26 protein-coding genes are annotated in these 25,698 nt (G+C 49.4%); 6 read left to right on the forward strand and 20 right to left on the reverse strand.

Annotated features, from left to right (window positions below; genetic code table 11):
- The first annotated feature begins 7 nt into the window (after window positions 1-7).
- Window positions 8-706: a hypothetical protein gene (locus BLR73_RS09130; RefSeq protein WP_143010924.1), complete on the forward strand. Its 699-nt coding sequence runs from the start codon at window positions 8-10 to the stop codon at window positions 704-706.
- Here the strand turns inward: BLR73_RS09130 and BLR73_RS09135 are convergent.
- The 5 genes from BLR73_RS09135 to BLR73_RS09150 all read right to left on the reverse strand — a co-directional run bounded on the left by BLR73_RS09135 (window position 679) and on the right by BLR73_RS09150 (window position 6,457).
- The gene (locus BLR73_RS09135) at window positions 679-2,058 is read right to left on the reverse strand and encodes an ATP-binding protein (RefSeq protein ID WP_091861355.1); all 1,380 of its coding nucleotides are present in this window, start codon (window positions 2,056-2,058) and stop codon (window positions 679-681) included. The genes BLR73_RS09130 and BLR73_RS09135 overlap by 28 nt on opposite strands.
- 310 nt (window positions 2,059-2,368) lie before the next feature.
- The gene (locus BLR73_RS14360; protein ID WP_013065470.1) at window positions 2,369-2,470 is read right to left on the reverse strand and encodes a smalltalk protein; all 102 of its coding nucleotides are present in this window, start codon (window positions 2,468-2,470) and stop codon (window positions 2,369-2,371) included.
- 74 nt (window positions 2,471-2,544) lie between these two features.
- Complete coding sequence (locus BLR73_RS09140) at window positions 2,545-3,105, reverse strand: HU family DNA-binding protein (RefSeq protein ID WP_091861358.1); 561 nt, start codon at window positions 3,103-3,105, stop codon at window positions 2,545-2,547.
- A 733-nt stretch (window positions 3,106-3,838) separates the two neighbouring features.
- A complete protein-coding gene (locus BLR73_RS09145; RefSeq protein WP_091861361.1) occupies window positions 3,839-5,137 on the reverse strand; it encodes a histidine-type phosphatase in 1,299 nt (432 codons plus the stop codon).
- Between the two features lie 6 nt (window positions 5,138-5,143).
- Window positions 5,144-6,457 (reverse strand): histidine phosphatase family protein, encoded by a 1,314-nt coding sequence (locus BLR73_RS09150; protein WP_091861364.1) that lies wholly within the window; start codon window positions 6,455-6,457, stop codon window positions 5,144-5,146.
- A gap of 117 nt (window positions 6,458-6,574) precedes the next feature.
- On the opposite strand from BLR73_RS09150, the gene BLR73_RS09155 reads away from it, so the two are divergent.
- Window positions 6,575-7,297: a YjjG family noncanonical pyrimidine nucleotidase gene (locus tag BLR73_RS09155; RefSeq protein WP_013064425.1), complete on the forward strand. Its 723-nt coding sequence runs from the start codon at window positions 6,575-6,577 to the stop codon at window positions 7,295-7,297.
- Window positions 7,298-7,300: 3 nt separating this feature from the next.
- On the opposite strand, the gene rny is transcribed toward BLR73_RS09155, so the two are convergent.
- From rny to BLR73_RS09175, 4 genes are all read right to left on the reverse strand, one after another.
- A complete protein-coding gene (gene rny / locus BLR73_RS09160; protein WP_013065465.1) occupies window positions 7,301-8,842 on the reverse strand; it encodes a ribonuclease Y in 1,542 nt (513 codons plus the stop codon).
- A gap of 29 nt (window positions 8,843-8,871) precedes the next feature.
- Window positions 8,872-9,171 (reverse strand): cell division protein ZapA, encoded by a 300-nt coding sequence (locus BLR73_RS09165; protein ID WP_013063326.1) that lies wholly within the window; start codon window positions 9,169-9,171, stop codon window positions 8,872-8,874.
- 16 nt (window positions 9,172-9,187) lie between these two features.
- Window positions 9,188-9,484, reverse strand: coding sequence for a hypothetical protein (locus BLR73_RS09170; protein ID WP_013063458.1), 297 nt, complete (start codon window positions 9,482-9,484; stop codon window positions 9,188-9,190).
- 85 nt (window positions 9,485-9,569) lie between these two features.
- A complete protein-coding gene (locus BLR73_RS09175; protein ID WP_013064067.1) occupies window positions 9,570-10,190 on the reverse strand; it encodes a hypothetical protein in 621 nt (206 codons plus the stop codon).
- A 164-nt stretch (window positions 10,191-10,354) separates the two neighbouring features.
- On the opposite strand from BLR73_RS09175, the gene rfbA reads away from it, so the two are divergent.
- A complete protein-coding gene (gene rfbA / locus BLR73_RS09180) occupies window positions 10,355-11,227 on the forward strand; it encodes a glucose-1-phosphate thymidylyltransferase RfbA (protein ID WP_091861367.1) in 873 nt (290 codons plus the stop codon).
- A 32-nt stretch (window positions 11,228-11,259) separates the two neighbouring features.
- Here rfbA and BLR73_RS09185 read toward each other — a convergent pair whose 3' ends face one another.
- The gene (locus tag BLR73_RS09185; RefSeq protein ID WP_091861370.1) at window positions 11,260-13,197 is read right to left on the reverse strand and encodes a sugar phosphate nucleotidyltransferase; all 1,938 of its coding nucleotides are present in this window, start codon (window positions 13,195-13,197) and stop codon (window positions 11,260-11,262) included.
- A gap of 185 nt (window positions 13,198-13,382) precedes the next feature.
- Here BLR73_RS09185 and BLR73_RS09190 point away from each other — a divergent pair, with 185 nt between their 5' ends.
- Window positions 13,383-13,979 carry an RNA polymerase sigma factor gene (locus BLR73_RS09190; protein ID WP_033149381.1) on the forward strand — a complete coding sequence of 199 codons (597 nt, stop codon included), beginning with the start codon at window positions 13,383-13,385 and terminating at the stop codon, window positions 13,977-13,979.
- On the opposite strand, the gene rpe is transcribed toward BLR73_RS09190, so the two are convergent.
- The 10 genes from rpe to BLR73_RS09235 form a co-directional block, all read right to left on the reverse strand.
- Window positions 13,971-14,621: a ribulose-phosphate 3-epimerase gene (gene rpe / locus BLR73_RS09195; RefSeq protein WP_091861373.1), complete on the reverse strand. Its 651-nt coding sequence runs from the start codon at window positions 14,619-14,621 to the stop codon at window positions 13,971-13,973. The genes BLR73_RS09190 and rpe overlap by 9 nt on opposite strands.
- 8 nt (window positions 14,622-14,629) lie before the next feature.
- Window positions 14,630-14,764, reverse strand: coding sequence for a hypothetical protein (locus BLR73_RS14615; protein ID WP_255327352.1), 135 nt, complete (start codon window positions 14,762-14,764; stop codon window positions 14,630-14,632).
- A gap of 49 nt (window positions 14,765-14,813) precedes the next feature.
- Window positions 14,814-15,788, reverse strand: a complete 975-nt coding sequence (gene fmt / locus BLR73_RS09200; RefSeq protein WP_033149383.1) for a methionyl-tRNA formyltransferase — start codon at window positions 15,786-15,788, stop codon at window positions 14,814-14,816.
- Between the two features lie 117 nt (window positions 15,789-15,905).
- Window positions 15,906-17,711, reverse strand: a complete 1,806-nt coding sequence (locus BLR73_RS09205) for a chloride channel protein (RefSeq protein ID WP_091861979.1) — start codon at window positions 17,709-17,711, stop codon at window positions 15,906-15,908.
- Window positions 17,712-17,822: 111 nt separating this feature from the next.
- Entirely contained in the window at window positions 17,823-18,407 is a 585-nt protein-coding gene (locus BLR73_RS09210) for an L-threonylcarbamoyladenylate synthase (protein WP_028907423.1), read from the reverse strand.
- Between the two features lie 112 nt (window positions 18,408-18,519).
- Complete coding sequence (locus BLR73_RS09215; protein ID WP_028907422.1) at window positions 18,520-20,109, reverse strand: peptide chain release factor 3; 1,590 nt, start codon at window positions 20,107-20,109, stop codon at window positions 18,520-18,522.
- A gap of 55 nt (window positions 20,110-20,164) precedes the next feature.
- Window positions 20,165-20,551 (reverse strand): GxxExxY protein, encoded by a 387-nt coding sequence (locus BLR73_RS09220; RefSeq protein WP_033149385.1) that lies wholly within the window; start codon window positions 20,549-20,551, stop codon window positions 20,165-20,167.
- A 30-nt stretch (window positions 20,552-20,581) separates the two neighbouring features.
- The gene (gene rfbD / locus BLR73_RS09225) at window positions 20,582-21,439 is read right to left on the reverse strand and encodes a dTDP-4-dehydrorhamnose reductase (RefSeq protein ID WP_091861376.1); all 858 of its coding nucleotides are present in this window, start codon (window positions 21,437-21,439) and stop codon (window positions 20,582-20,584) included.
- Window positions 21,440-21,559: 120 nt separating this feature from the next.
- Window positions 21,560-22,105, reverse strand: coding sequence for a DUF4924 family protein (locus BLR73_RS09230; protein ID WP_013064904.1), 546 nt, complete (start codon window positions 22,103-22,105; stop codon window positions 21,560-21,562).
- A gap of 8 nt (window positions 22,106-22,113) precedes the next feature.
- Window positions 22,114-22,779 carry a LysE family translocator gene (locus BLR73_RS09235; RefSeq protein ID WP_033149387.1) on the reverse strand — a complete coding sequence of 222 codons (666 nt, stop codon included), beginning with the start codon at window positions 22,777-22,779 and terminating at the stop codon, window positions 22,114-22,116.
- Between the two features lie 172 nt (window positions 22,780-22,951).
- Between BLR73_RS09235 and BLR73_RS09240 the strand changes: the two genes are divergently transcribed.
- Entirely contained in the window at window positions 22,952-23,935 is a 984-nt protein-coding gene (locus tag BLR73_RS09240; RefSeq protein WP_091861379.1) for an ROK family protein, read from the forward strand.
- Window positions 23,936-24,109: 174 nt separating this feature from the next.
- The gene (locus tag BLR73_RS09245; protein WP_091861382.1) at window positions 24,110-25,651 is read left to right on the forward strand and encodes a RapZ C-terminal domain-containing protein; all 1,542 of its coding nucleotides are present in this window, start codon (window positions 24,110-24,112) and stop codon (window positions 25,649-25,651) included.
- Window positions 25,652-25,698 lie beyond the last annotated feature (47 nt).

Below are 25,698 nucleotides of genomic sequence, written 5' to 3' on the forward strand. Positions count from 1 at the left end.
GGTAGGTTTGCGCTATCTCATACTGTGGTTGCTGCTCTTTATGGGCAGCACCACTGTTTTTTCCACACGTTATCAAAAAGTGTTTGGTAGCGATTGGACCTCGGCAGCACGTTATGTGGCCGATCACCACGCCGAGTGGCAGCAGGAGTTTGCGCCCTTTGGTGTGGATGCACGTTTGGCCGAGGCTATCGTGTTTCCAGAGCTTATCCGCTATTCCATGTGGAAGGACGAGATAGAGCGAGCCGCCGTTAATGGCCTTTATGTTACCAAAGGCAGTCAGGGTGCCGACTTCTCTATTGGTCGGTTCCAGATGAAACCCTCGTTTGCCGAGCAGGTAGAGCAGGCGTGGAACCGTTCTTCGTTATCCAAGCAATACGGCTTTGTGTTCAACCTGCAGCCCAACAGCCAAGCCCGTCGCTCGCGCATTCGCCGACTCTCCACCATGCAAGGCCAGTGCCGTTATCTGGCCATTTTTATCTTGTTACAACAGCAGCGCCATCCCCAGTTGTCCCGTTTGTCGCACAAGGACCAGGTGCGATTCTTAGCCACCGCCTATAACCGCTCCTTTACCGCCTCCTATAGTCAGATACGCAAAATGCAGCACCACCGCCATTACCACACCGATGTTATCAAAACCCGCAGCACCCGCCTTTACTGCTATGCCGATATCGCGTATTACTATTTTTCCATTACATCAGCAGGATAGTATATCCTTGCATTTTCCGCGTTTTTGGGAGTTTCTTTTAAAAATAGGCCATAATGTATTTCGTGGTCCTTGGCGAAGGGAAGTCCCTTCGCTATTTTCTGTAATCGCGATATTTCCTCGCTTGCATCTATATGCTCCTGCCATTTACATTCGCCTATGAACAGATGCTTACCGTCAAACGATTCGGCTACTACATCAAGTTCTACAGGGATATACTCTCCTTTTTCTTCGTTATAATAGCTGCCCCACCAGCGAGATGCTAATTTATATAAAATGCCATCAACACCCTGCGAGCTGATATGGTTTCGGCATAGTTCTTCCCAAACCATACTAACATATTCGTTCTCCGTTTTTTTGAATACATCCAATACAGCCGCGCTATTATCCAACTCAATGAGTGAACGATATGGCAGTACATATCGATAGTGGAAACACAACAGTGGGTCGGATATGCGATACAACCCTTTTTTGCTCTTCTTTTCGCTCTCGCCAAATGGCACCTCTTTATTTATAAAGCCAAGTTCGCGCAGTCGCGACAACTGGGGAGTAATATCTGTTGCTTGTTTCTCGGCACGGGCAGCAATTTCGGATAGTTTATTTGCGCCATTGCCTATATATGATAATATAGAAGAGGCCTGTACTGTATCGCGCATTTCATCCTGCAGTAGGCGTGATGGCTCATCGTAAAGCGTTCCTTCGGATGTAAGCATTAGGTTTTCTATTGCTGCATGCAAACTGTCATAGTTTTCGCGCAGTTCCCAGTATCTTGGCACACCGCCCCAAACAGCATACTCTCTAACAGCCTGTTCGGCATCACATCTTAGCGCCTGACCAACAAAAGTGGGGGCGATAGGTTTCATTTTCATTATTTCGTCGGCGCGACCATATAGAGGCTCTGTGCTATCGAGTACAAAACCTTGCATCATCTGTTGCGATGATCCACAGATTATCAAATCGTATTTCAGTTTTTTGTCGTCAATCAGTCTCTGCAGTATCGATGGCAGAGCAGGACAACTTTTAACAAGATATGGAAATTCATCCAAACAAACGGTTATGCGGTGGCTGATAGACCTGTTTAAACTTAGCAACAGCGATTCCCAGTTAGGATAGTTAGCCATGCTGAAGCCTTCGATACTCATGTCGATAAGTGACGAGAAGAGCTGACGCTGACTTGGCTCAGCGGTTTTATCAGCCAAGAAATAAATGTCGCCACGTTCAAAGTCCATCACCTTTTTTATCAGTGTCGACTTTCCAATTCGTCTACGTCCATAAACCACTATAAACTGAGGCTTCTCTCTCTTTAGAGCAGCCTGCAAGCGTGAAAATTCCTTCTGTCTGTCAACAAACTCCATATCTCTTGCAATTTATATCGTGCCGCAAATATACGGAGTTTAGGCTTTCCTACCAAATATTTTAGGCAAAATTAAGAATATAATTCTACTTTATAATAATTCTACTTTATATTTTTATATCTTGTCGAATAACTAAAATACCAAATGTTAGTTTGTTAGGTGGTTAGGCCAAAAGCACAAAAATAGAGCTCACAGACCATGCTGTGGGCTCTATCTCTTTTAATGGTTAATGGTTCGTGGTTGTTGTTCAACCTGCCATGCCGCTCGGCTATGCCGCTTGGCTTGTCCAAGAACTTGTGGCGCATCGGGGCTAAGCCCCGATGCACGATGTCGCGCCCAGGGCCGTTACAATCGCTGTAGCGATACTGGCAATCATCTGCACGATAAACTTTAATGTCTCTTTCTTTGTCATAATTGTTAATGGTTAATGTTTAATGGTCAATGGTCAATGGTCAATGGACAGGGTGGGGCTTGCGCCCCCAACCCTTAGTCTCCGATAGGCTCGTGGCTTCCACCACCGCTATTGCCACCGCCGCTATTTCCGCCGCCTCCGGTGTTTCCACCGGTATTGCCACCCTGGTTGCTACCACCACCACTTGGTTTATCTTCCTCCTCGGTCAGCTGTCCTGCAAATGTCTCGGCATTCACAAACTCAGCCCTTTTGATAAACTCCCTGCTCGAGATGTTGGTCTCAGCCTCCTGGTCGGGCAGGAATCTAATGTGCAGGGCTTTCAGGTTCTTGGCTGGCGAGAAATCCTCCTTTCTCAGGGCTCCGCCGGGCTCGTTCTCCAGGGTTGTGAAGAAGATGCCCAGACCGTCGATCTTTACTCGTTTCGAGTTCAGCAGCATCTCCAGCAGACAGCTTCTGAATTTCTCCAGCACTCCGAATACCACGTCTGGGGTGTAGATGCTTCCGTGTTCTGCAATGTGGTTGGCCATCTTTCGGGTGTTCAGTGTTTCGGTGGTTTTTCCTCGGGCAAACCACTTGCCGTAAATCTTCGAGGTCTTGGTGTTGTTCTGCTTCAGCAGATAAAAAATCTTTGCCATAATGTTGTGTGTTTTAATTTTTAAAATGGTTAATAATTAAGTGTTGTTTGTGTCTCTCAAAAGTTGTGCGCGCTTTGTTTTTGATTAACGATGCAAAGGTACAAAAAATATTTCAAACCACCAAATACTTTAGCCACTTTTTTTAATCAAAAAGCGAAAATATTTTGGTTATTCATTTCTTGCGCAAAGAATAGTAATTCTATGGCTCCGAATTTTACGGATTTCGCTCAAATTAGTACAATCTCGTTTCCTGTACTCACCACCACACCGCACGCCGCACGCCGCAACTTTTCCGTAATCTACACACTCACAACTTTGTTCGTAGAATATTATATATTATTATATATATTATAATATATATAATAATATATAATATTTATAATACTAATAAATTCCTCTCAGTTCTTGCCTCCGTCGCATTGCAAAACCAAAAAAGTTGCGGCGTGCGGCGTGCTGCGTGCGGTGTGGTACTATCACAATGTACGTATTCTCGGAGCTTACAAGATGGGTGTGAATATTATTTTTTTTTGTAAATGATTCTGTAAAAAGTATTGTTGTGTTGTGTGGAAATTGTAAACAATATTAACCATTTGGCTTGTCGAAAACCTGGTAAGGTTATGTGCGCAGCACGCAGCACGCCGCACGCCGCAACTTTTTTGTTTTTGCCGTGCGCCCCAAAGATAATCGTAGAAAAGTGGCGTTTATACAAGCGTAGTATAAATGATATAAGCAGTTATTGCTTATAGGCGGCGAGTTTGTTGAGGCAGTACTGGCGGAAGTCGGACCAGTGGTAGTAGGGGGCGCAGTCGGTGGAGATGGGGAGGGTGGCCTCGACCTCGTTGAGCAGTACTTTTACGAGCACATCCTTATCCTTGGGATTGCTGCGGTAGAAGATGAACTGCAGGTTGCTGGCCATCGGAAACACACTGCTGCACCACCAGCCATGGCCCTCGAGCTCGTCGAGGTTGTCGGTAGAGAAATCAAACCCGTTAACACCTATGAGACATACCAATGGGAGCAGTACGGTTTCGTGACCGAAACGCAACTGTGCACCAGGATCGGGTAGTTTGATGCAGCTGTCGGCATCGGCAATCATCTTCTTAAGCAGGTGGCGCTGCGTGTAAGGCTGGTTGCCACCGTTAAGTTTGCAGGCACCATGCTGCAGGTACCAGTAGGCGTTGTCGACCTGCCACATGCGATACAGATCGTTGGTATTAAAAAGACCAATAAGGTTGGTGTTGCGATTAAAGTTGGTGTTGAGCTGGAAGAGTCCCATCTTCATGAGATAATAGCTGAAGTCCTCCTGGTTTACAAACTCTTCGGCGATATCGGGATTCTTGAATATCAGCTCCATCAGTCGGGTGTTACCCATACGGGTGGCGGTATAGGCGTCTAAGGCTTTCTGAGCCTCGGGGGTCATATAGCTCTTACGTAATTTCTTGTCCTGATAATTCATGTACCACTGGGTTCGCTTTGAGGCCTGCATGGTGATGTGCAGCTGCGGGCATACCTGCAGCATCTCCATGGCTAAAGAGCCCATCGACTCGATGCAACGGGGCACAACGGTGCTGATACAGGTAACGTTGGCGCCTGGATGGAACACCTCGGGGAAGCGTTCGGCCATGCGGCGACCTATATTCTGCATCTGCTGTTTGCCATAGCCGGTAAGTTCGCCCCAGCGGCCTTCGGTGTTGCGCATGATATTGTTCATGTGGCGCAGTACCTGCTGGCCTGTAGGTGTAAGCTCGTCTAGGCTGTCGGCATGCAACATCATGAAGTAGGGGGTGTCGAATCCGCTGCGATTGCTGATGTAGCGCGAACCATGGCGACCATAGTGCGAGATATAGAACGGCTTTTTGCCAGCGGGGGCTGGTGTGAGCTTGGCGGTGATGCTATCGGGATACACATCGTAATTGCATGATGCGTAGGATGGGCGCTGCTTGATCAGGTCGATAACACTTTGGGCCACAGACAGCCTACAGCTGCTTACGGCCAGTATCAACAGGAGCGTGTATTTGATTTTGGTGTTCATGAAATGTTATCTTTTTTTGTGGCTGAATCGACGGTTCTCGTAGCGATAGATTTTGCGCAGATAGTAGCGCTTAACATCCTTCCAGTGGTAGTAGGGGGCGCAATCGGTTTTGATGGGCAGGCGTGCCTCCTCGCCGTTGAGCAGTACTTTTACCAGCACATCGGGATCGTCGTGATTGGCGCGATAGTGAATCATGATAATGCTGCCACCTAAGGGGGCGATGCGATAGTTGGCCCAGCCATAGGCTTCGAGCGAGTCGAGGTTGTCGGTATGCAGGCCGCAGCCATTGAGCTCCATGAGGCAGGCCAGCGACATGATAACTTGCTCGTTGGTGTAGCGCAGGTGCATCAGTGGGCTATAACGTTTAAGCACACTGTCGCCCATGTGCATCATATTACGCAGGGTGGCGCGCTGCAGGTAGGCCTGATAGCCACCGTTAAGGGTGCAACCGCCGTAGTTGATGTAGTGCCAGGCGTTTTGCTTGCGCCAATGCTGGTGAATCTCATTTTGTGTAAAAATGTCCCACAGCGTAACGTTTTTCTTTACGTTGGCATGCTGCACGTTACCTGCCAGGATGAACAGCTGGCGGGCCAGCTTGGGTACATCGATGCTTGAAACCACGTAGAAGGGATCGTTAAAGAGCGACTGCATCAGGCGGTTGTCGCTCGAGTTGAGCGATACAAAGCGATTGTAATGCAGCAGGGTGAGCGAATCGGTACGCTGCGAGGTAAGTATATTATCGACAGGACTCATAAACCTGTTTTCCTGTAGCGATGCCTTACTGCGGGCAATGATGGGCTGATGCATGGCTGAGAGCTGTAGCAGCCCCTCCTGCATGGTCATAATGCAGCGGTTCTCAACAATACTGCGCACGCTGTAGTAGCCATCGGGGGTGAACATATCGGGGTAACGCTCAACCAGTTGCTTTACCATGTCGCGTGACTGCTGGGCGCCGATAGGGGTGAGCTCGCCATCGCGATCCTGCGCATCCTGGCACAGTAACTTGATACGGCGGAACACATCCTTACCCAGCTTGGTAAGCTTGCCTAAGCTGTCGGCCTTTGCAAAGGTGGCGTAGGTATCGGTATAGTACTCCTTTTTATCGAGATAATACGAACCCGGGCTGCCGTAGTGGTTGATGTAGAATGGTCTTTTACCGGCGGGTGCGGGGGTATCCTTAGGCATCTTGCCTATGGGGAGGGCATAGAACATACCTGCCGCACGGTTAGGGTCGGCCTGCAATTCTTTTTCCACCGATTGCGCCTTAACGCCTGCAAAAGCTGCTGTCAAGGTGATAAATATTATTAATAGACGTTTCATTGCTTAGGACTTGTTATAGAACTTCGGTTGCAAAATTAGTGATTTTTTGGCAATATTCCAAACTGCGCACTAAAAAAGTACGTAACTTTGCAACTATTTTCGTACCTTTGCCAGCGTATGGAAAAGAATAAGGTATATAAGGATTTGTTTGTAGACTTTGACGACACGCTCTACGACACCCATGGCAACTCGGAGATTGCCATACGCGAAACGTTCGAGTATTACCAGCTGGGACGCTATTTTGCTGACCCTCAGGTGTTTTACGATGCTTACTGGGAGGCGAATATCGACCTTTGGGGTCGCTACTCGAAGGGTGAGATTACGCGTGACTACCTGATAGTTGAGCGATTCCGCCGACCCTTGAGTGTGGGCATGGGTGATGCTGCTACCGAGGCGTACTGCCTGGAGATGAGCGACCAATTTCTGGCGTACTGCAGCAACAAGCCCGGCACGGTGAAGGGTGCACACGAGTTGATGCAATACCTGCGCGAAAAGGGCTACCGTATGCACATGACGAGCAACGGATTTCACGAGGTGCAGTACAAAAAACTGGCTGCCTGCGGTTTGCGCGACTATTTTGATACGATAGTGCTGAGCGAGGATGCGGGGGTAAACAAACCTGCTGCGGGCTATTTTGAGTATGCTTTTAAGCAGACAGGAGCCAAGCCCGAAACAACGCTGATGATAGGCGACAACCTGCAAACCGACATTAAGGGCGCGATGGCCGTGGGCATAGATGCGCTGCTGTTTAACCGTTGGGGATACGACATAAAAAGTGGAGACCCTGAGGCCCCCACTTACACAGTATCTGATTTACTTGATATCAAACAGATTATTTAAAGATTACTTAGCATAAGCTACAGAACGTGTTTCGCGGATAACGGTAATCTTTACCTGACCAGGATAGGTCATCTCGTTCTGAATCTTTGTAGCGATATCGGCGCTGAGGGCCTCGCTCTCGGCGTCGTTCATCTTATCGGCACCTACAATCACACGGAGCTCGCGACCAGCCTGGATGGCGTAGGTCTTGGTAACACCGGGATAGCTCATAGCGATGGCCTCGAGGTCGTTCAAACGCTTGATGTAAGCCTCTACAATCTCGCGACGTGCACCTGGACGGGCACCTGAGATGGCGTCGCACACCTGTACGATAGGAGCCAGCAGAGTCTGCATCTCCATCTCGTCGTGGTGAGCACCGATGGCATTACAGATATCGGGCTTCTCCTTGAACTTCTCGGCAATCTTAGCACCGTAGATAGCGTGTGGCAACTCGCTTTCCTCGTCGGGCACCTTACCGATATCGTGCAGCAATCCGGCACGCTTAGCCTTCTTAGGATTCAAGCCAAGCTCGCTGGCCATAACGGCACACAGGTTGGCTGTTTCGCGCGCGTGCTGCAGCAGATTCTGACCGTATGATGAGCGGTACTTCATCTTACCGATGATGCGGATGAGCTCGGGGTGGAGACCATGAACACCCAGGTCGATAGCGGTGCGCTTACCAGTCTCGATAATCTCGTTGTCGAGCTGCTTCTTAACCTTGGCAACTACCTCCTCGATACGTGCGGGGTGGATACGACCATCGCTCACCAGCTGGTGGAGTGCCAGGCGGCAAACCTCACGGCGAACAGGATCGAAACCAGAGATAACGATTGCCTCAGGAGTATCGTCGACAACGATTTCAACACCTGCGGCGGCCTCGAGTGCGCGGATGTTACGACCCTCGCGACCGATGATGCGACCCTTCACCTCGTCGTTCTCGATGTGGAACACGCTTACCGAGTTCTCGATAGCGGTTTCGGTAGCTACACGCTGAATGGTCTGGATAACTATCTTCTTGGCCTGTGCGTTAGCGTTCAGCTTGGCCTCGTCCATAATCTCGTTGATGTAGCTGGCAGCGGCAGTCTTAGCCTCGTCCTTCATCGACTCAACCAGGCGGTTCTTAGCCTCTTCGGCGCTGAGACCTGATACCTCCTCGAGTTTCTCGCGCTCCTTGAGCTGCATCTTCTCGAGCTCCTCGGCCTTTACAGAGAGCAGCTTCTTCTCGTTCTCGATGCGCTGCTGCTGATTGTCGAGTTCGTTCTTACGGCGGCCCAGTTCTTCCTGGCGCTGGTTGAGCGAAATCTCGCGCTGCTTGAGTTTGTTCTCACTCTGCTGGATGTGCTGGTTGCGCTGCTGCACCTCCTTCTCCAGCTCGCTCTTCTTATTGATGAATTTTTCCTTCACCTCGAGCAGTTTTTTCTCTTTGATGACGTCGGCCTGCTTGGTGGCAGTGTCGATCATTTCATTGTATTTCCCCTTCAGAACGTAGCGGAATACAAGGTATCCGCAGACTCCTCCTAATGCGAGGGCGCCTGCAGCGATCAGTAGTACAATAATGATATCCATATAAAATCTATGTTAATAAAATGATATTCTCACTTAAGTGCCTCCTCTATTTCAGAAGTCAACTTAGTGAGAATACTATTGTAGGGATCAGTGTCGTGGTTGCCGCGCTCACGCTCGTACATCAGGGCGATATCAATCAGCGTCATGAGCGCTATGGTATGCTCGCCCTTCTTACCCTTATAAGCCTGCGAATAGGCGTTATAACGGTCGGTAATGAGTTTGGCTGCCTTACGATAGAATTCCTCGTCGGAACGCTTGATGGTTACTTCGATTTCTTCGTCGTAGACGTGCAACCTGATATGTAGTTTCTCGTTATTCACTTCTGTCATTGTGGGCACCTTTTATTTATTGTTCGTCGCTCAGAATGGCTATGCACTGATTTACCGTTTTTATCATCTTGGTGACGCGGGCTTTTGCGCCTTCAAGATCACCGTCGGTAATCTGCATCATCTTAGCCATCTTCAGTGAATTGTAATCATTCTGTGCCTGAGTCAATTTGGCCTGCAGGTCGGCTATGTCCTGCTTACCCTTTTCGATTTGTGCCAGAAGATCTTCGTTCTCCTTCTTCAACTGCTTGAAGTGGAGAATCATCTGTCTTACACGCGTCTCGAACGCCAATATCGTTTGCTCGTTTGCACTCATGATATAACTATTTGGTGTACAAAGTTATATAATTTATCTTTTAAAGTATAGCGTATCAGCTATCTTTTAAGATATTTTAAACCTTTTACTTGTCGTCCTGTGCGGGCTTGGGTTCTTTCTTAGCCAGCATCACCACCTTGAACACAAAGTCGGTTACCCACTTTTGTGAGAAACCTAAGCGACGGTTATACTCGCGAACGGCTACCACGCTCTTCAGTACAGCGGGGTCGGTAAAGTCGTTCTTGGTAAAGATGTCGTTCACGGTCTTCTCGGTCATGGTGTAGAGTGCCTTCTTCATGAATCCGGGCAGGCGGAGCTTAAACTTCATCAGGTTGCCGGTAAGCATCATGATGTCCTGAGTAAAGCCCTGGAACTGCAGCAGGTAGGTCTGTGCATCCTGAACCTTCTTGCAACGCTTGCGCAGGCTTGAGTCGATCTCCTTAAAGAAATCGTCGTCCATGCCGTACATCTCCTTGAGCATCTTTTTACAACGGGTGCGCTCGCCAACACCTAACTTATTGTTTACGGTAGCTACCTTGAGTGTGGTTTTAAACACACGCAGGTCGGGCAGTGCAGCGAGGTTGGTAATTCCCAAGTCGGCTGCCATGGCTGCCTGGAAATATACGCGAATCAGCGTCATGAAATCCTCCATGCCGCCAACCTTCTGTTCGCTGTTATTGCCAAATAATTTATTCCAAAATCCCATAAAAATCTATTTATAATTACAAATCGACTGCAAAATTAATAAAAATTAGGCACGGATTACGCGGATTAACACAGATTAATAATAATTTTATATAAAAAATCCGTGTAATCCGCGTAATCCGTGCCAAAAACTGTATCTTTGCACCAAATTTTAAATATCAACGTATGAAAGGAATTGTTTTAGCAGGTGGTTCAGGTACACGCCTTTACCCCATTACTAAGGGCATCAGTAAGCAGCTGATACCTATTTTCGACAAACCGATGATTTACTACCCCGTATCGGCACTGATGCTGGCTGGTATCCGCGAGATTCTGATTATCTCGACTCCACACGACTTGCCAGGCTTTAAGCGCTTGCTGGGCGACGGATCGGATTACGGTGTGCATTTTGAGTATGCCGAGCAGCCATCACCCGATGGACTGGCACAGGCATTTATCATAGGCGAGAAGTTTATTGGCGACGACAGCGCCTGCTTGGTGTTGGGCGATAACATATTCTACGGTTCGGGCTTTACAGGCTTGCTGAAGGAGAGTGTTGAGAATGCCGAGAAGCGCGATCAGGCCACTGTGTTCGGTTATTACGTGAACGACCCCGAGCGCTACGGTGTGGCTGAATTTGATGCCGAGGGTAACTGCCTGAGCATTGAAGAGAAGCCCGAGCACCCCAAGTCGAACTACGCCGTGGTAGGTCTTTATTTCTACCCCAACAGCGTGGTTGAGATTGCCAAGAACATCAAGCCATCGGCTCGTGGTGAGCTGGAGATTACCACCGTTAATCAGGAGTATCTGGCACAGAAGAAACTGAAGGTGCAGACTTTGCAGCGTGGCTTTGCCTGGTTGGATACAGGTACACACGACTCGCTTTCGGAGGCTTCGACCTTTATCGAGGTGATTGAGAAGCGCCAGGGCCTGAAGGTGGCCTGCTTGGAGGAGATTGCCTTTAAGCGTGGCTGGATCAGTAAGGAAAAACTTGAAGAAGTGGCCAAACCGATGGCCAAGAACGATTACGGTAAGTATCTGTTGAGTTTGATTAAATAAAGAAATCCCGCATTTGATTGCGGGATTTTTTGTTATTTGTGGGTTGAGAACTCGGTGATGGCACGTGTGAGTGCGGCTGGGTTTCCCATGTCGAACATTTCTCCGCGTAGCCTTACACCAACCATGCCACTGCGCTTGCGAACAGCCTCGAGAGCTGCGGTAAGCTCAATCTCGGTTACGTGGTCGCCCTCAACCTCCTTCTGCATGATGTCCTCGTGCAACTGCGAGAATACCTCGGGGGTAAGGATATACTGTCCGAATACGCTGTAGTACTCTTTGTCGCCCTTTTTGTTGCGCACAGCCAGAAATTCCTCGGCATAGCTGGCCTTGGGTTTCTCGCACATAGCGTACACGTTCAGGATGGTGTGATCGTTATCTTCCCAAACACCGTGCAGAATGCCATAGCGGCTCACTTCGGCCAGGGGGATAGGATGGATACTTACCATCAATCGGTTGTAGCGCTCGTAATCCTCGATCATCTGCAGAGCACAAGGTTTGTTGGAGTCGCTGCGATACAGTGTATCACCCAGCAACAGCAATACGGGCTCGTTACCTGCAAACTGCGCTGCCTGGTAAACGGCATGACCAAAGCCACGCTTTTCGTGCTGATATACGTAGTGCAGTTTTTTACCTATATCTAATATATGATTCTCGTACTCCTGGGCCTCGGGGTTCAGCTTGCGCAGATGCTCATCGGGCAGGGGATGCTCGAAGAAGTCGGCATACTGCTGGCGCTCCTCCTCGGAACCTAATACCAGACAGATTTCCTCGATACCACTCTGGATAAGCTCCTCGAGCAGAATGAGTATCACCGGGCGTACCATGCCATCGGGACATGGGATGGGGAAGAAATCCTTCTTGATAACACGCGTGGCGGGGTAAAGACGCGTACCGAAACCTGCTACGGGCACGATTGCACGGCGTACGGTGTGTACGGGCTTGAGCGTGAGCGTGTAGGCTTTCATGCCATGCGCATTGAGGTAATCGGCCACCTTTTGCTGCGACTCGGCATCGCGTGCCAGGAACTGTACCGAACCATCGCCATGCGAACCTACACCTTTACCACCCCAAACCAAAGGCTGGATGTTGGGATCGTTCAACGTGGCGTGCAACTTGGGCGAGTGCAGGGCTTCGGACATAGGCGCAATCTTCTCGTCGAACATCGCCTCGGCCTCGGTCATCAGTTTTCCTAAGCTCTCGGCATCGCCGGCAGCCATGTATTTGATGGCACGATCAACGATATCCAGGTTAAGCTGTCCCAGAGCTTCGTGCTCGGCACGTTCGGCATCGCTATTGGGGAAGGGGTAGGCCTTGTTCAGATCCGACAGAATCTTGATGGTATCCTTCTCGGCGCACAAATCAGCGAACACCCAGTGCAAGGGTTTCTTGACGTTCAGCGAGCGTACCTCGATCTCGTCGCCATCAAAGGTCATCAGGTTAGGCTTTACACCAAATGCGCAGGCCTGGTCTAAGCGGCCGCAACGGCTACTGGTGCGCAACTCGCCTAAGTAGGCAATGTTCATCTCGCCTAACGTGTTGAGATTCAGATTATATAACTGATTAAAAGCGCGTGCCACCAGCACACAGATGGCGGCCGACGACGACAAGCCACTCTTCATGGGCAGCGTCATATCGGTGATGCGAATGCGCACACCGCCAACCTTATACCACTCGAGCATGTACGATGCCACACCCGCACAGTAGCAGAAGAATGATCCACTTTTTGCAATACGCTTTAGTTCAGTCTCGTCCATGCGACAGCTGAAATCCTGCCACACGCTTTTAATCTCATCGGCTGTGCTGTAAAGCTCAAAAATGCTCGACTTCTCTACTTCGGCGTAGATTCCCTGTTCGATACCCGTCACGATAGCTGCTCCAGGTTTAATGTCGGCATTCATTGTTCGGTAGTGTCCCGCCCAGTCGGTATGTTCACCAAACAGACATAGGCGTCCTGGTACGAATAGTTTCATATTTTTTCCTTTTTTAGGTTACTTCGATACTGCAAAAGTAGTAAAAAAATGTCACAATGTTAAGTTTTTGACCATTTTTTTTGGTGATTTGGATAAAAATATCTATTTTTGCCGCAGATTATTAACAATTTAAATGATTATTGCCTATCGAAACAAACTCTACTCAATTTTAAATTTTTGAGCTTATGAGTACATTTACAAGTATGACTGACCAGGAATTGGTTCAGGCTTACCTAGATGGTAATAACCATGCATTCGACGAGTTACTCTCACGCACCCAGGACAATATCTTCAGCTACATTATACGTGTAGTGAAGGATGAGGAGTTGGCTAACGAATTGTTTCAGGAAACGTTTCTGAAGATTATCAGCAAGATACAGAACCACCAGTATACCGAGACAGGTAAACTGCAGTGGTGGATGATTCGCGTGGCGCATAACACGGTGATTGACTACTATCGCGACCTGAAGAAGAATTTTGTGGTAGATGCGCCTAAGGAGAACGATCTGAGTGCCGTGAAGGGCGAAGAGGTAATAGATGTGAATCGCGAAACCGAGCTTACCAACCAGCGCACGCTGAAGCAGTTGGTGCTGCTGATGAATGCCCTGCCTGCACCACAGCGCGAGGTGGTGTACATGCGATACTTCCAGGATATGTCGTTCAAGGAGATAGCTGAGGAGTTGGGATGCAGCATCAATACATCGTTAGGACGTATGCGTTACGCCCTGATCAACATGCGCAAATATTCGCGCGAATACAATCTTAATCTCAGCTTAGAGTGAACGGAGCGACTTGATGATGCCCTCGGGATCGGCTGCGCCAAACACGTAGCTGCCACTTACCAGCACATCAACTCCTGCTTCGACCAAGCGTGGGGCTGTCTGGCCCTGCACACCACCATCAACCTCGATGAGTGCGTGGCTGCCTTTCTCGGTGATCAGCTGGCGCAGGCGCTTTACTTTATCGATGGTGTTCTCGATAAACTTCTGTCCGCCAAAGCCTGGGTTTACGCTCATCAGCAGTACCATATCCACATCGTTAATAATATCCTCTAACACGCTAACGGGCGTGGCGGGGTTCAGTGTTACACCGGCTTTCATACCAGCCTGGTGAATCTCCTGAATGGTGCGATGCAGGTGTACACAAGCCTCGTAGTGTACATTCATCATCATGGCACCCAACTTGGCTGTCTGTGCAATGTAACGCTCAGGGTGCTCTATCATATAATGTACATCGAGTGGCTTTTTGCAAGCTTTTGCTACTGCCTCGAGTACGGGGAAACCAAACGAGATGTTGGGTACGAACGATCCGTCCATCACATCCAGATGAAGCCAATCGGCCTCACTGCGATTAATCATGTCGATGTCGCGGTCGAGATGCAGAAAATCTGCGGCAAGTAATGATGGTGATACTAATGCCATAATTTTTTAAGTTAGTTCAGGTTCGACGTTTTGTTGCAGTTACTACGATAGGTGTATGCAACAAGACGAATGAGGTCGAGCGTTTGCTTGCGCGGCTTGTACGTCTTCTCGCTGAACATGTTGTCGTCTGGAGTAAAAATCTTCATAGGCAATCTGTTTTTAATGTTCTACCTATTATAGTAACGCAAATATACCTTATTTTATTATATAATTATCGAAATTTTTAATGCCATTCAGGAAATCTTTGCCATTCATGCGCTTTTTTCCTGCCAACTGCAGCTCCTCGATCATCAGCAACTCGTCGGCTGCCTTGATGCAGGGCTTGCGGTCGATAATGGCGGTGTGACCGAGCTCGCCGGTGGTATTTCCGGTTTTGTTGGTCTTGAAAATCTTCAGCACCGTTTCCTTACCATCGGGCGATACCAGTGTGGTCCAGGCGCCGGGGTAGGGCGAAAGACCGCGGATAAAGTCGTAAACCTGCTTGGCTGGCTGGTTCCAGTTAATCTGGCAGGTCTCCTTGAATATCTTCGGTGCTGCGTGCAGCTCGCTACCTACGGGTATCATCTGCTCCTGAGGAATGCTCTCGGGGTGTCCGTCGGCAGCGATAATTTTTTCGAGTGTCTCCAGACAGATCTCGGCACCCAGGTTCATCAGTCCGTCGTACACATACTCTACGTCGGCTGTGTCGGGGATAGCGAAGGGCTTCTGCATGATGATGCGACCGGTGTCGATATCGTGGTCGAGGAAGAAGGTGGTTACGCCTGTTTGTGTTTCGCCGTGAATCACCGCCCAGTTGATGGGGGCTGCACCGCGATACTGTGGTAGCAAAGCTGCATGTACGTTAAAGGTGCCGTAGGCGGGCATATCCCAAACCACCTCGGGCAGCATGCGGAATGCTACTACCACCTGCAGGTTGGCCTGATACGAGCGCAACTGCTCTACAAACTCGGGATCCTTCATCTTTACGGGTTGCAGTACGGGCAAGTTGTGCTCAAGAGCATACTTCTTAACTTCCGATGGCTGCATCTCAGTCTGATGGCGACCAACGGGTTTGTCGGGCTGTGTTACTACAGCCACTACATTATAATCGTTCTCAACCAGAGCCTGCAGTGTTGGCACCGCAAACTCGGGTGTTCCCATAAAAATAATACGCAAATTTTCCTTCTTCATTTCTTTTATTTTTTTGGGGGGCACGGATTTACGCGGCTCTCTTTAAGAGAAACGCTGCTTCCTTCGCAGCCAGCCGTGTCTTTTTTTTAAAAGCAGTGTTAATCCGTGCCTAATGATTTAATCCTCTGACATATCGGCCACCATTTTGCGATACATGGTGTAAATGCGCTGGCGCGAGATGTAACCCTTCAGACGGTTCTCGGCATCGAGCACGGGGAGCCAGTTGGCACCGGTGCGGTCGAAGGTGCGCATCACCTGTCGCATCTGCATGCCATCCGTGAGCAGTGCTTTGGGATCGGTCATCAGCTGCGACGCCTTGAAGTGGTGATAGAGTTCTATTCTGAATACTACGTTTCTGATTTTCATAATGTCGATCTCGCCCAGCAATTTGCCGCCTGCATCGAGCACGGGCAGTACCGTGGAGTGGCTGCGACTGATTTTGTGTACAATCTCGTTCAGCTCCATATCGGGCTCAACACCCAGATAGTCGCGCTCAATTACCGAGTCGAGATTCATCAGCGTCAGCACAGCGTGGTCGGTATGGTGGGTAAGAAGTTTTCCCTGCTTGGCCAGGCGCGAACCATAGATGCTGTGAGGCTCGAAAATGCTGATGGTCATATAGGCCACCACGCTCACAATCATCAGCGGCATAAACATCGAGTAGCCGCCAGTCAGCTCGGCTATCAGGAAGATACCCGTAAGCGGCGCGTGCATCACACCCGACATCACACCTGCCATACCCAGCAGCGCAAAGTTCTTCTCGGGCACATACACACCGATGGAGTTGATGTTCCAAAGTCGCGAAAAGAGGAAGCCGGTAAAACAGCCGATAAACAGCGATGGTGCGAATGTTCCACCGCAGCCGCCTCCGCCATTGGTGGCCGATGTGGCTACTACCTTGGTAAACAGTACCAGGGCGATATATACCAACAACAGCGAACCCTGCCCCGAGAACATCGAGTTGTTGAGTATGCGATTCCAGTCGTCGGCATTCTGTCCGTTCAACAGCAGGTTAATGCTGCTGTATCCCTCGCCGTAGAGGGCTGGGAACAGGAAGATGAGCAGACTAAGTGTGGTACCACCGATGGCCAGCTTTACGTAAGGCTTATCCTTGAATTTCGAGAACACATCCTCGCAGGCGCCCATCATGCGGATAAAGTAAAGCGAAACCAGTCCGCAGGCAATGCCTAAGCCTATGCAGGCCGGTATGCGCTCCACGCTCCACTCGCTATCCAGATGGAAGGTAAAGAGCGATGAGTCGCCACTGAAGATATAGGTAAACACGGTGGCTGTTACGCACGATACCAGGATAGGTAGCAGGGCCGACATGGTCATATCAATCATCAGCACCTCGAGCGTAAACACCAGTCCGGCTATCGGGGCCTTAAAGATACCTGCGATAGCACCTGCAGCACCGCAGCCCACCAGCGTCATCAGCATTTTTCGATCCAGATGGAACAGCTGACCCAGGTTTGAACCGATGGCCGAACCTGTAAGCACGATAGGTGCCTCGGCTCCTACCGATCCACCAAAGCCGATGGTGATGGCCGAAGCGATGACGCTCGACCAGCAGTTGTGCGATTTCAGTCGCGAACGGTTGGATGAGATGGCATAGAGAATGCGCGTGATACCGTGCGAGATGTTATCTTTTACGATATAGCGTACAAACAGCGACGTGAGATAGATACCCACAACGGGGTAAACCAGGTAGAGCCAGTTGGCGCGCTCGGCAGCAAACGAGCTGGTGAGCAGCGTTACAATCTGGTTGATAATCCAGTGCAGCACAAAGGCAGCCACGGCGGCGAAAAAGCCCACAAGCAGGGCAAGGATAATCATAAACATCCTCTCGCTCACGTGCTCCACGCGCCAGTCGTGCAACCGCTTCAGCCACTCCGGTCTTCTATCTACAACTGTTGTCTCCATCTTTTTGTTTTTTGGCACGGATTAACACGGCTCTCTTTTAGAGAAACGCTGCTTTTTGCGCAGCCAGCCGTGTCTTTTTATAAAAAAGCCGTGTTAATCCGTGTCTAATTATTATTTTCGTATTACTGTAACTTCGCCGTTTTCTTTCAGTTTGATAATGCTCGAGGGGGTGTGGGGCTTGTGCTCCTGGCGACGGCTCCAGCATACGTAATCTACAGCCTCAAGGATACGTGGGTCGATGTCGCAGTAGTTCTGTGCGGCAGGCTCGCCACTGATGTTGGCTGATGTTGATACGATGGCCTTCTGGAAACGGAAGCAGAGCTCCTTCGAGAAAGGCTCGTTGGTGATACGGATACCTAAACTGCCATCCTCGGCAATCAGGTTGGGTGCTAGGTTGATAGCACCATCCAGAATCAGTGTGGTTGGCTTGGCATCGGTAGCCTCTTTCAAGCTGTCGATCAACTGCCAGGCCACATCGGGCACATTGCGGAAGTAGCGCTGCATGCGGGCATCGCTATCCACCAAGCAAATCAGCGCCTTCGAATCCTCGCGCTGCTTAATCTCGTAAACACGCTTCACGGCCTCGGCATTGGTGGCATCGCAACCAATACCCCAAACGGTGTCGGTAGGGTAGAGGATTACACCGCCCTTACGCATGCACTCTACGGCCTGTTTAATATCGTCTTCTTGTTTCATACGCTTTTTTCTTTTGGCACGGATTAACACGGCTCTCTTTTAGAGAAACGCTGCTTTTTGCGCAGCCAGCCGTGTCTTTTATTAAAAAGCCGTGTTAATCCGTGCCTATCATTTAGAATTCTGATGTGAAGTGGAACTTGATGTTTTCGAAGTCCTGCTGGGCCATGCTCAGCACGTAGCCGCTATCGGCCAGGAACACGTCTCTGCCGTCCTTATCCTTGGCCATGTACTGGTACTTGCGCTTCTTAAAGTTCTCCAGCTCCTGTGGATCGTCGCTCTCAATCCAGCAGGCCTTATACAGATGTACGGGCTCCCAACGGCACTTGGCGTTGTACTCGTTCTCCAGACGATACTGGATAACTTCGAACTGCAGCTGTCCTACGGTTCCGATAATCTTGCGGTTGTTAAACTGGTTAACGAACAACTGTGCCACACCCTCGTCCATCAGCTGGTCGATACCCTTCTGCAGCTGCTTGGCCTTCATGGGGTCGTCGTTCTCGATATATTTGAACAACTCGGGCGAGAATGAAGGCAGTCCGCGGAAGTGCAGCTTTTCGCCTTCGGTCAGTGTGTCGCCAATCTTAAACATGCCGCCTGTATCGGGCAGACCTACGATATCGCCTGGCCAAGCCTCGTCGATGGTGCTCTTACGCTGCGCCATAAACTGTGTGGGGCTTGAGAAACGCATCGTTTTACCCTGGCGCACGTGCAGGTAAGGCTGGTTGCGCTGGAACTTACCAGAGCATACCTTACAGAATGCGATACACGAGCGGTGGTTGGGGTCGATATTAGCGGTAATCTTAAAGATAAATCCTGTAAACTTCTGCTCTTCGGGCTGCACATCGCGCTCCTCGGCCTTGGTGGGTCGTGGCGATGGTGCAATCTCAACAAAGCAGTTAAGCAGCTCCTGCACACCAAAGTTGTTCAGGGCCGATCCGAAGAATACGGGGGCCACTTCGGCCTCGCGATAGGTCTCTACATCGAACTCTGGGTAAACACCATCCACCAGCTCCAGGTCCTCGCGCAGCTTGGCGGCGTTCTCCTCGCCTACGCGCTGGTCGAGCTCCTCGCTGTCGATGTCAACCTCTACCTTATCTGTTACACGCTGCTTGTCGGGTGTAAACAGGTCGAGCTTCTGTTCGTAGATATTGTAAACGCCCTTGAACTTGGCACCCTGATTGATAGGCCAAGACAGTGGGCGAACCTTGATTTCGAGTTCCTGCTCCAGTTCGTCGAGCAAGTCGAACGGATCGCGACCTTCGCGGTCCATCTTATTGATAAAGATGATAACGGGTGTTTTGCGCATGCGGCACACCGTCATCAGTTTGCGGGTCTGAGTCTCAACACCTTTGGCACCATCCACTACGATAATGGCTGAATCTACAGCGGTGAGTGTGCGGAAGGTATCCTCAGCAAAGTCCTGGTGACCTGGGGTGTCCAGAATGTTCACCTTGTATTCGATGTCCTTGCCATCGGGGGTGTAATCGAACTCCATCACAGAGGTCGATACAGAGATACCACGCTGCTTCTCGATATCCATCCAGTCGCTGGTGGCAGTTTTCTTAATCTTGTTGCTTTTTACAGCTCCAGCCACCTGTATCTGTCCACCGAACAGCAGAAACTTCTCTGTCAGTGTAGTCTTACCCGCGTCCGGGTGCGAAATGATGGCAAATGTACGTCTTCTTTCTATTTCCTGATTCATATACACATAATAATTAGGCACGGATTAACACGGCTCTTTTTAAAAGAGACGCGGCTTATTCTTCGTCCGTTTGCCCTTCTTTTGTTAATATCTTACGTCTAACTTTCACTGAGCGACCAAAATTGATCAATAGTCCCAACTCCATATGGGTGGCTGCCAAGTAGTTTATTAGCTGCCATTCATGCTCTGGTCGTAAATCAGTTACAGCCTTTAATTCTATAATAATCTTATCTTCAACTACCATGTCGGCAACATAGTGCCCAACTTTATCGCCTTTATAGTAAACATCTAATGGTTTTTGACATTCACACTTCAGGCCCATTCTACTAAGCTCTTTATACAAAGCGTTACCATACACGGCCTCGAGGAAACCAAATTTTAACTCATCGTGTACGAGATGAGCAGCATGTACAATTTTCTTTGATAAATCTTCGTATAACATAGCCGTGTCCTTTTTTTTAAAAAAACCGTGTTAATCCGTGCCTAAAAGAGCGATGCACTCGGCTAGGCTTTCTTCCCAGTAGGGGATTTCGATGTTGTAGGTCTGCTTTATTTTTGTTTTGTCGAGCACGCTGTAGTGCGGACGGGCGGCGGGAGTAGGGTACTCGCTGGTGTGCAGGGGGCGCACATGGCAAGTGTTGATACCGGCAATGCGGTGGATGGCCTTGGTAAAGTCGTACCACGAGATAACACCCTCGTTGCTGAAGTGATAAATGCCTGGCACGATGCCCTGATTGATGGCGGCAAAGATGGCCACAGCCAAGTCGCGTGCATAGGTAGGTGTACCTATCTGGTCGAAGATAACACCCAGCTCGGACTTCTCCTTACCCAAACGAATCATCGTCTTTACAAAGTTATTGCCGAATGTAGAGTACAACCATGCCGTGCGGATAATCATCGAGCGCTTGCAACCATTGGTTACCTCCTGCTCGCCTTCCAGCTTGGTGCGACCGTAAGTGCTGTTAGGACATACACTTTCGTCCTCGGTATAAGGGCGGTGATTGGTGCCGTCGAACACATAGTCGGTAGAAATCTGAATCATCCATCCACCACGCTTCTCGATGGCTTTGGCCAGCAATCCTGGGGCGGTGGCGTTCAGCTTGTGGCACAGCTCCTGGTTCTCCTCAGCCTTGTCCACGGCAGTGTAGGCGGCGCAGTTCACAATACCGTCAATCTCGTTGTCAGTTACAAATCGGTTGATGGCTTCCTCGTCGGTAATATCCAACTCAGCCACATCCGTATTAAAATAGGTATGCTGCTGGTTTTCCTTTTCCAGCAGCTGCATCTCGTTTCCTAACTGTCCGTTACATCCGGTTATCAATATCCTCATGACGCTCTATTTTTTTTCTTGGCACGGATTTACGCGGCTCTCTTTTAGAGAAACACTGCTTTTTTTTGCGCAGCCAGCCGTGTCTTTTTATTAAAAGCCGTGTAAATCCGTGCCTAATAATTATTCAAATTTCAATCCTTCTTCTTTGTCCTTTTTATAATAATCTGAGAGCATGCCGATAAAAGTTGTTATCTCCTTTACGGCATGTGCTGTGTCGGGCGAAATGTCCTTCTTCTGCAGGCGCAGCAACATCACACCGTACAGCGAGTTAAAACATGTCTCAATCTCGTTCTCCTCCTTGTTGGCACCACGGTTGCGCAGCTCTACGATAAAGGGCAGCACTTTGTAGTAAGCCGTGTTGTAAAAGGGGAATTTGCTGCTCTGTAACAGCTGCTGGTGCAGCTCAATCAGCATCTGCATGGTAACCTTGTTAATCTGCAGGTGTCCCTGCTCGCGGCATCCCTCCTGATTCATCATGCGTATCAGGTTGCCAAACCAGTCGGTCTCTTCCTCCTTCTGTTCGTCGTTGTAATCAAAGCGCTCAATATACTCGCGCTTGATGCGTTGCAGCGAGCAGTCGAATGCTCGCACCGTGTCTTCCATCTGCCACATATACAGCAGATACTCGGCAATGTTGGTTTTTCTAAGTTCGTTTGCTATAAACATATTTTATGCTAAAAAAATCTTACCAGGTTGGTGGTTAGTCCGAGCAGCATAATGATACTGCCCACGATTACTGCCACGCCAATTACTTTGTTGATGATCTTGATACCGTTAGTATCAAACTTAGTGCGTATCTGATCTACCAGCCATGTCAGTCCCCACCACCACAGCAGCGCGCCTGCTACAATGCTGGCAAAACCCACAATCATCTCGAACGGATGGTTGGGCAGCACAAACGCAAACTGGGCATACATGGCCAGGAACAGGAAGATGATGAGTGGATTAGAGAATGTAACCAGAAAGGCCGTCCACGTGTTGTACCACAGTGTGCCCTGCTGCTTACCGCTCTGGTGCATTTTCTGTGTGGGGTCGGTATGGTAGGTGTACCAGCCGAAACACAGTAGCAATATGCTACCCGCTATCTGCAGATAGAATCTGTTCTGATCGTTGGTGATAAAATCCATCACAAACGACATTCCGAAGCCAGCAAATGCCGCATAGATAATGTCGCTCACAGCGGCACCTATGCCAGTGGCAAAGCCAAACCAGCGGCCCTTATTCAGTGTGCGCTGCACGCACAGAATACCTACCGGTCCCATCGGTGCGCTGGCAATCACACCGATCAACATCCCCTTGAAGATGAAGTCTAATATATTTATTGGTATATGAATTGGCATAACGGGTGCAAAGTTACGAAAAAATTTCCGCTTACGGCTGATTTTAGTCATTCTTTTATAAAATAATGGTTAATTTCCGTAAAAAGTCAAGTGTTATGCCGAATTTTTTAGTAATTTTGTGCCTTGAAATCAAAATACGATATTAATATAGACTAATAAACTTATTATAATTATGAACGAACAGAACGCAGAAATTAAGCCTTACGTTATTGGCTTAGACTTAGGAGGTACCAATTCGGTATTTGGTATTGTTGATGCCCGTGGCGATATCAAGGCCACAACTGCCATCAAAACTGGTGGTTACAGTAATGTAGATGATTACGTGGCCGCATCGGTCGAGGCTTTGCAGCCTATCATCGAGCAGGTTGGTGGTATCGAGAAAATCAAGGCCATGGGTGTTGGTGCTCCTAACGGCAACTATTATAACGGCACAATCGAGTTTGCTCCTAATCTGCCTTGGGCCCACAATGGTGTAGTGCCCCTGGCTAAGCTGTTCAGCGATGCATTAGGCATTCCCGTAGCCCTTACCAACGATGCTAATGCCGCTGCTATCGGCGAGATGGTTTACGGTGTGGCTCGTGGCATGAAGAACTTCATTGTTATCACTCTTGGTACCGGTGTAGGTTCGGGTATTGTTGTTAACGGTCAGCTGCTTTACGGTCACGATGGTTTTGCTGGCGAGCTGGGTCACGTAACAATGGTTCGTGGCGAGGAAGGTCGCGCTTGCGGATGCGGTCGTACAGGCTGCTTGGAGTGCTACTGCTCGGCTACTGGTGTGGCTCGTACAGCTCGTGAGATGCTGGCTAAGACCGACCGTCCATCACTGCTGCGCGATATGAACCCCGAGGATATCACATCGCTCGATGTATCAATCGCTGCCGGTAAGGGCGACGAGCTGGCTAAGGACATCTACGAGTTTACAGGTAAGATGCTTGGCGAGGCTTGTGCCGATTTCGCTGCCTTCTCATCACCCGAGGCATTCATCTTCTTTGGTGGTATGGTTAAGGCCGGCGAGCTGATTATGAAACCTATCCGCGAGGCTTACGATGCCCACGTTCTTAAGATCTTCAAGAACAAGGCCAAGTTCCTCGTTTCAGGTCTCGATGGCGCAAGTGCAGCCGTTCTCGGTGCCTCAGCCATCGGTTGGGAAGTATAGATAATCACAGGTTAATATTATTGGTTAGAGGGGCTCGCCGCGTGATGCTGCGAACCCCTCGTCTTTTGTTGATATTTTTCGTACCTTTTTGTGCCCTTCTTGAAGGTACTCCCGCTCGAAAAATCTCAAATATATTTGGATTTTTGCTCGCTTATTCGTAACTTTGCAGGCGTTATGCAGAAACTTATCGATTTATATACAGAGTGGAGGGGAGCTGAGCCGGCTAATGTTCAGCAGATTCCCGGGGGCGGTAGTAACCGCACTTACTTCCGTTTGACCGACCAGCAGGGACAGAGTGTGATAGGCGTGATAGGTACCAGTCGCGACGAGGACCATGCGTTTATCTATCTTACCAAGCATTTTTCGCGTCTGCAGATGCCGGTGCCAAAGATTCTGGCTGCCAGCGACGACCAGCTGCGTTACCTGCAAACCGACTTGGGTAGCATGTCGCTTTTCGACGCCATCCGTGGTGGTCGCGAAGCGGGCGGACGTTATACCCTGAAAGAACAAGAACTGCTGAGACGCACCATTCGCGAACTGCCTAAAATGCAGATTCTGGGCGCACGCGACCTTGAATTCGACAACTGCTATCCACAGGCTGAGTTTGATGTGGATAGTGTGCTGTTCGACCTGAACTACTTTAAGTACTGTTTCCTGAAGGCTACGGAGATTGATTTCCACGAGCTGAAGCTGGAGGCCGACTTTCGACTGATGGCAAAGGACCTGACTTCGGAACAGAGCGACTCGTTTCTGTATCGCGACTTCCAGGCTCGCAACGTGATGCTGGATCACGATGGTAACCCTTGGTTTATTGATTACCAAGGCGGCCGAAAAGGTCCGTTTTACTACGATGTGGCTTCGTTTTTGTGGCAGGCCTCGGCTAAGTATCCACACAAGCTGCGCCGTGAACTGGTATATGAATACTACAACTCGCTGAAGAATTACATCGAGGTGCCCACGGTGCGCCACTTTGTAAATCGTCTGTCGCTGTTTGTGCTGTTCCGTACCTTGCAGGTGCTGGGTGCTTACGGATTCCGCGGCTATTTTGAGCAGAAAAAGCATTTTATTGAGAGCATTCCACCTGCCATACAGAACCTGCGCGAGTTGTTGGCAAGCAGCACGCCTTGGCATTATCCATACTTGATGGAGATTCTGCAGAAGCTGACAGAGCTGCCACAGTTCCAGCAGATTGAGACGGTGGCCAGTCGTGCCGATGGTTATAAGACGACTGATTTGAACCCTTATAAGGCCCATCCACAGGACGGACCGGCTACGTTCTCGAAGTACGATGCGCAGGGACCGCTGGTGGTTAAGGTGTTCAGCTTCTCGTATCGCAACGGCATACCTGAGGACGAGAGCGGTAACGGTGGTGGTTATGTGTTCGACTGCCGTAGCACGCACAACCCCGGCCGTTATGAGCCGTATAAGAAGTTGACGGGACTGGATGAACCGGTAATACGATTCCTGGAGGATGATGGTGAGATACTAACGTTCCTGGATTCGGTTTATAAGTTGGCCGATGCGCATGTGCGCCGTTACATCCAGCGTGGATTCACGTCTCTGATGTTCTCGTTTGGATGTACAGGTGGTCAGCACCGTTCGGTGTATTCGGCGCAGCACTTGGCCGAGCATATCCACGAAAAGTTTGGTATCGAAGTGCGCGTAGAGCACCGCGAACAGAAAATCAAACAAACCTTCGAAGCAAAGAAGATTTAGGCACGGATTACTCGGATTTTTTTTAGGCACGGATTTACGCGGCTTTA

It is taken from the genome of Prevotella sp. khp1 (genome assembly GCF_900102205.1).
Classification (GTDB): Bacteria; Bacteroidota; Bacteroidia; order Bacteroidales; family Bacteroidaceae; genus Prevotella; species Prevotella ruminicola.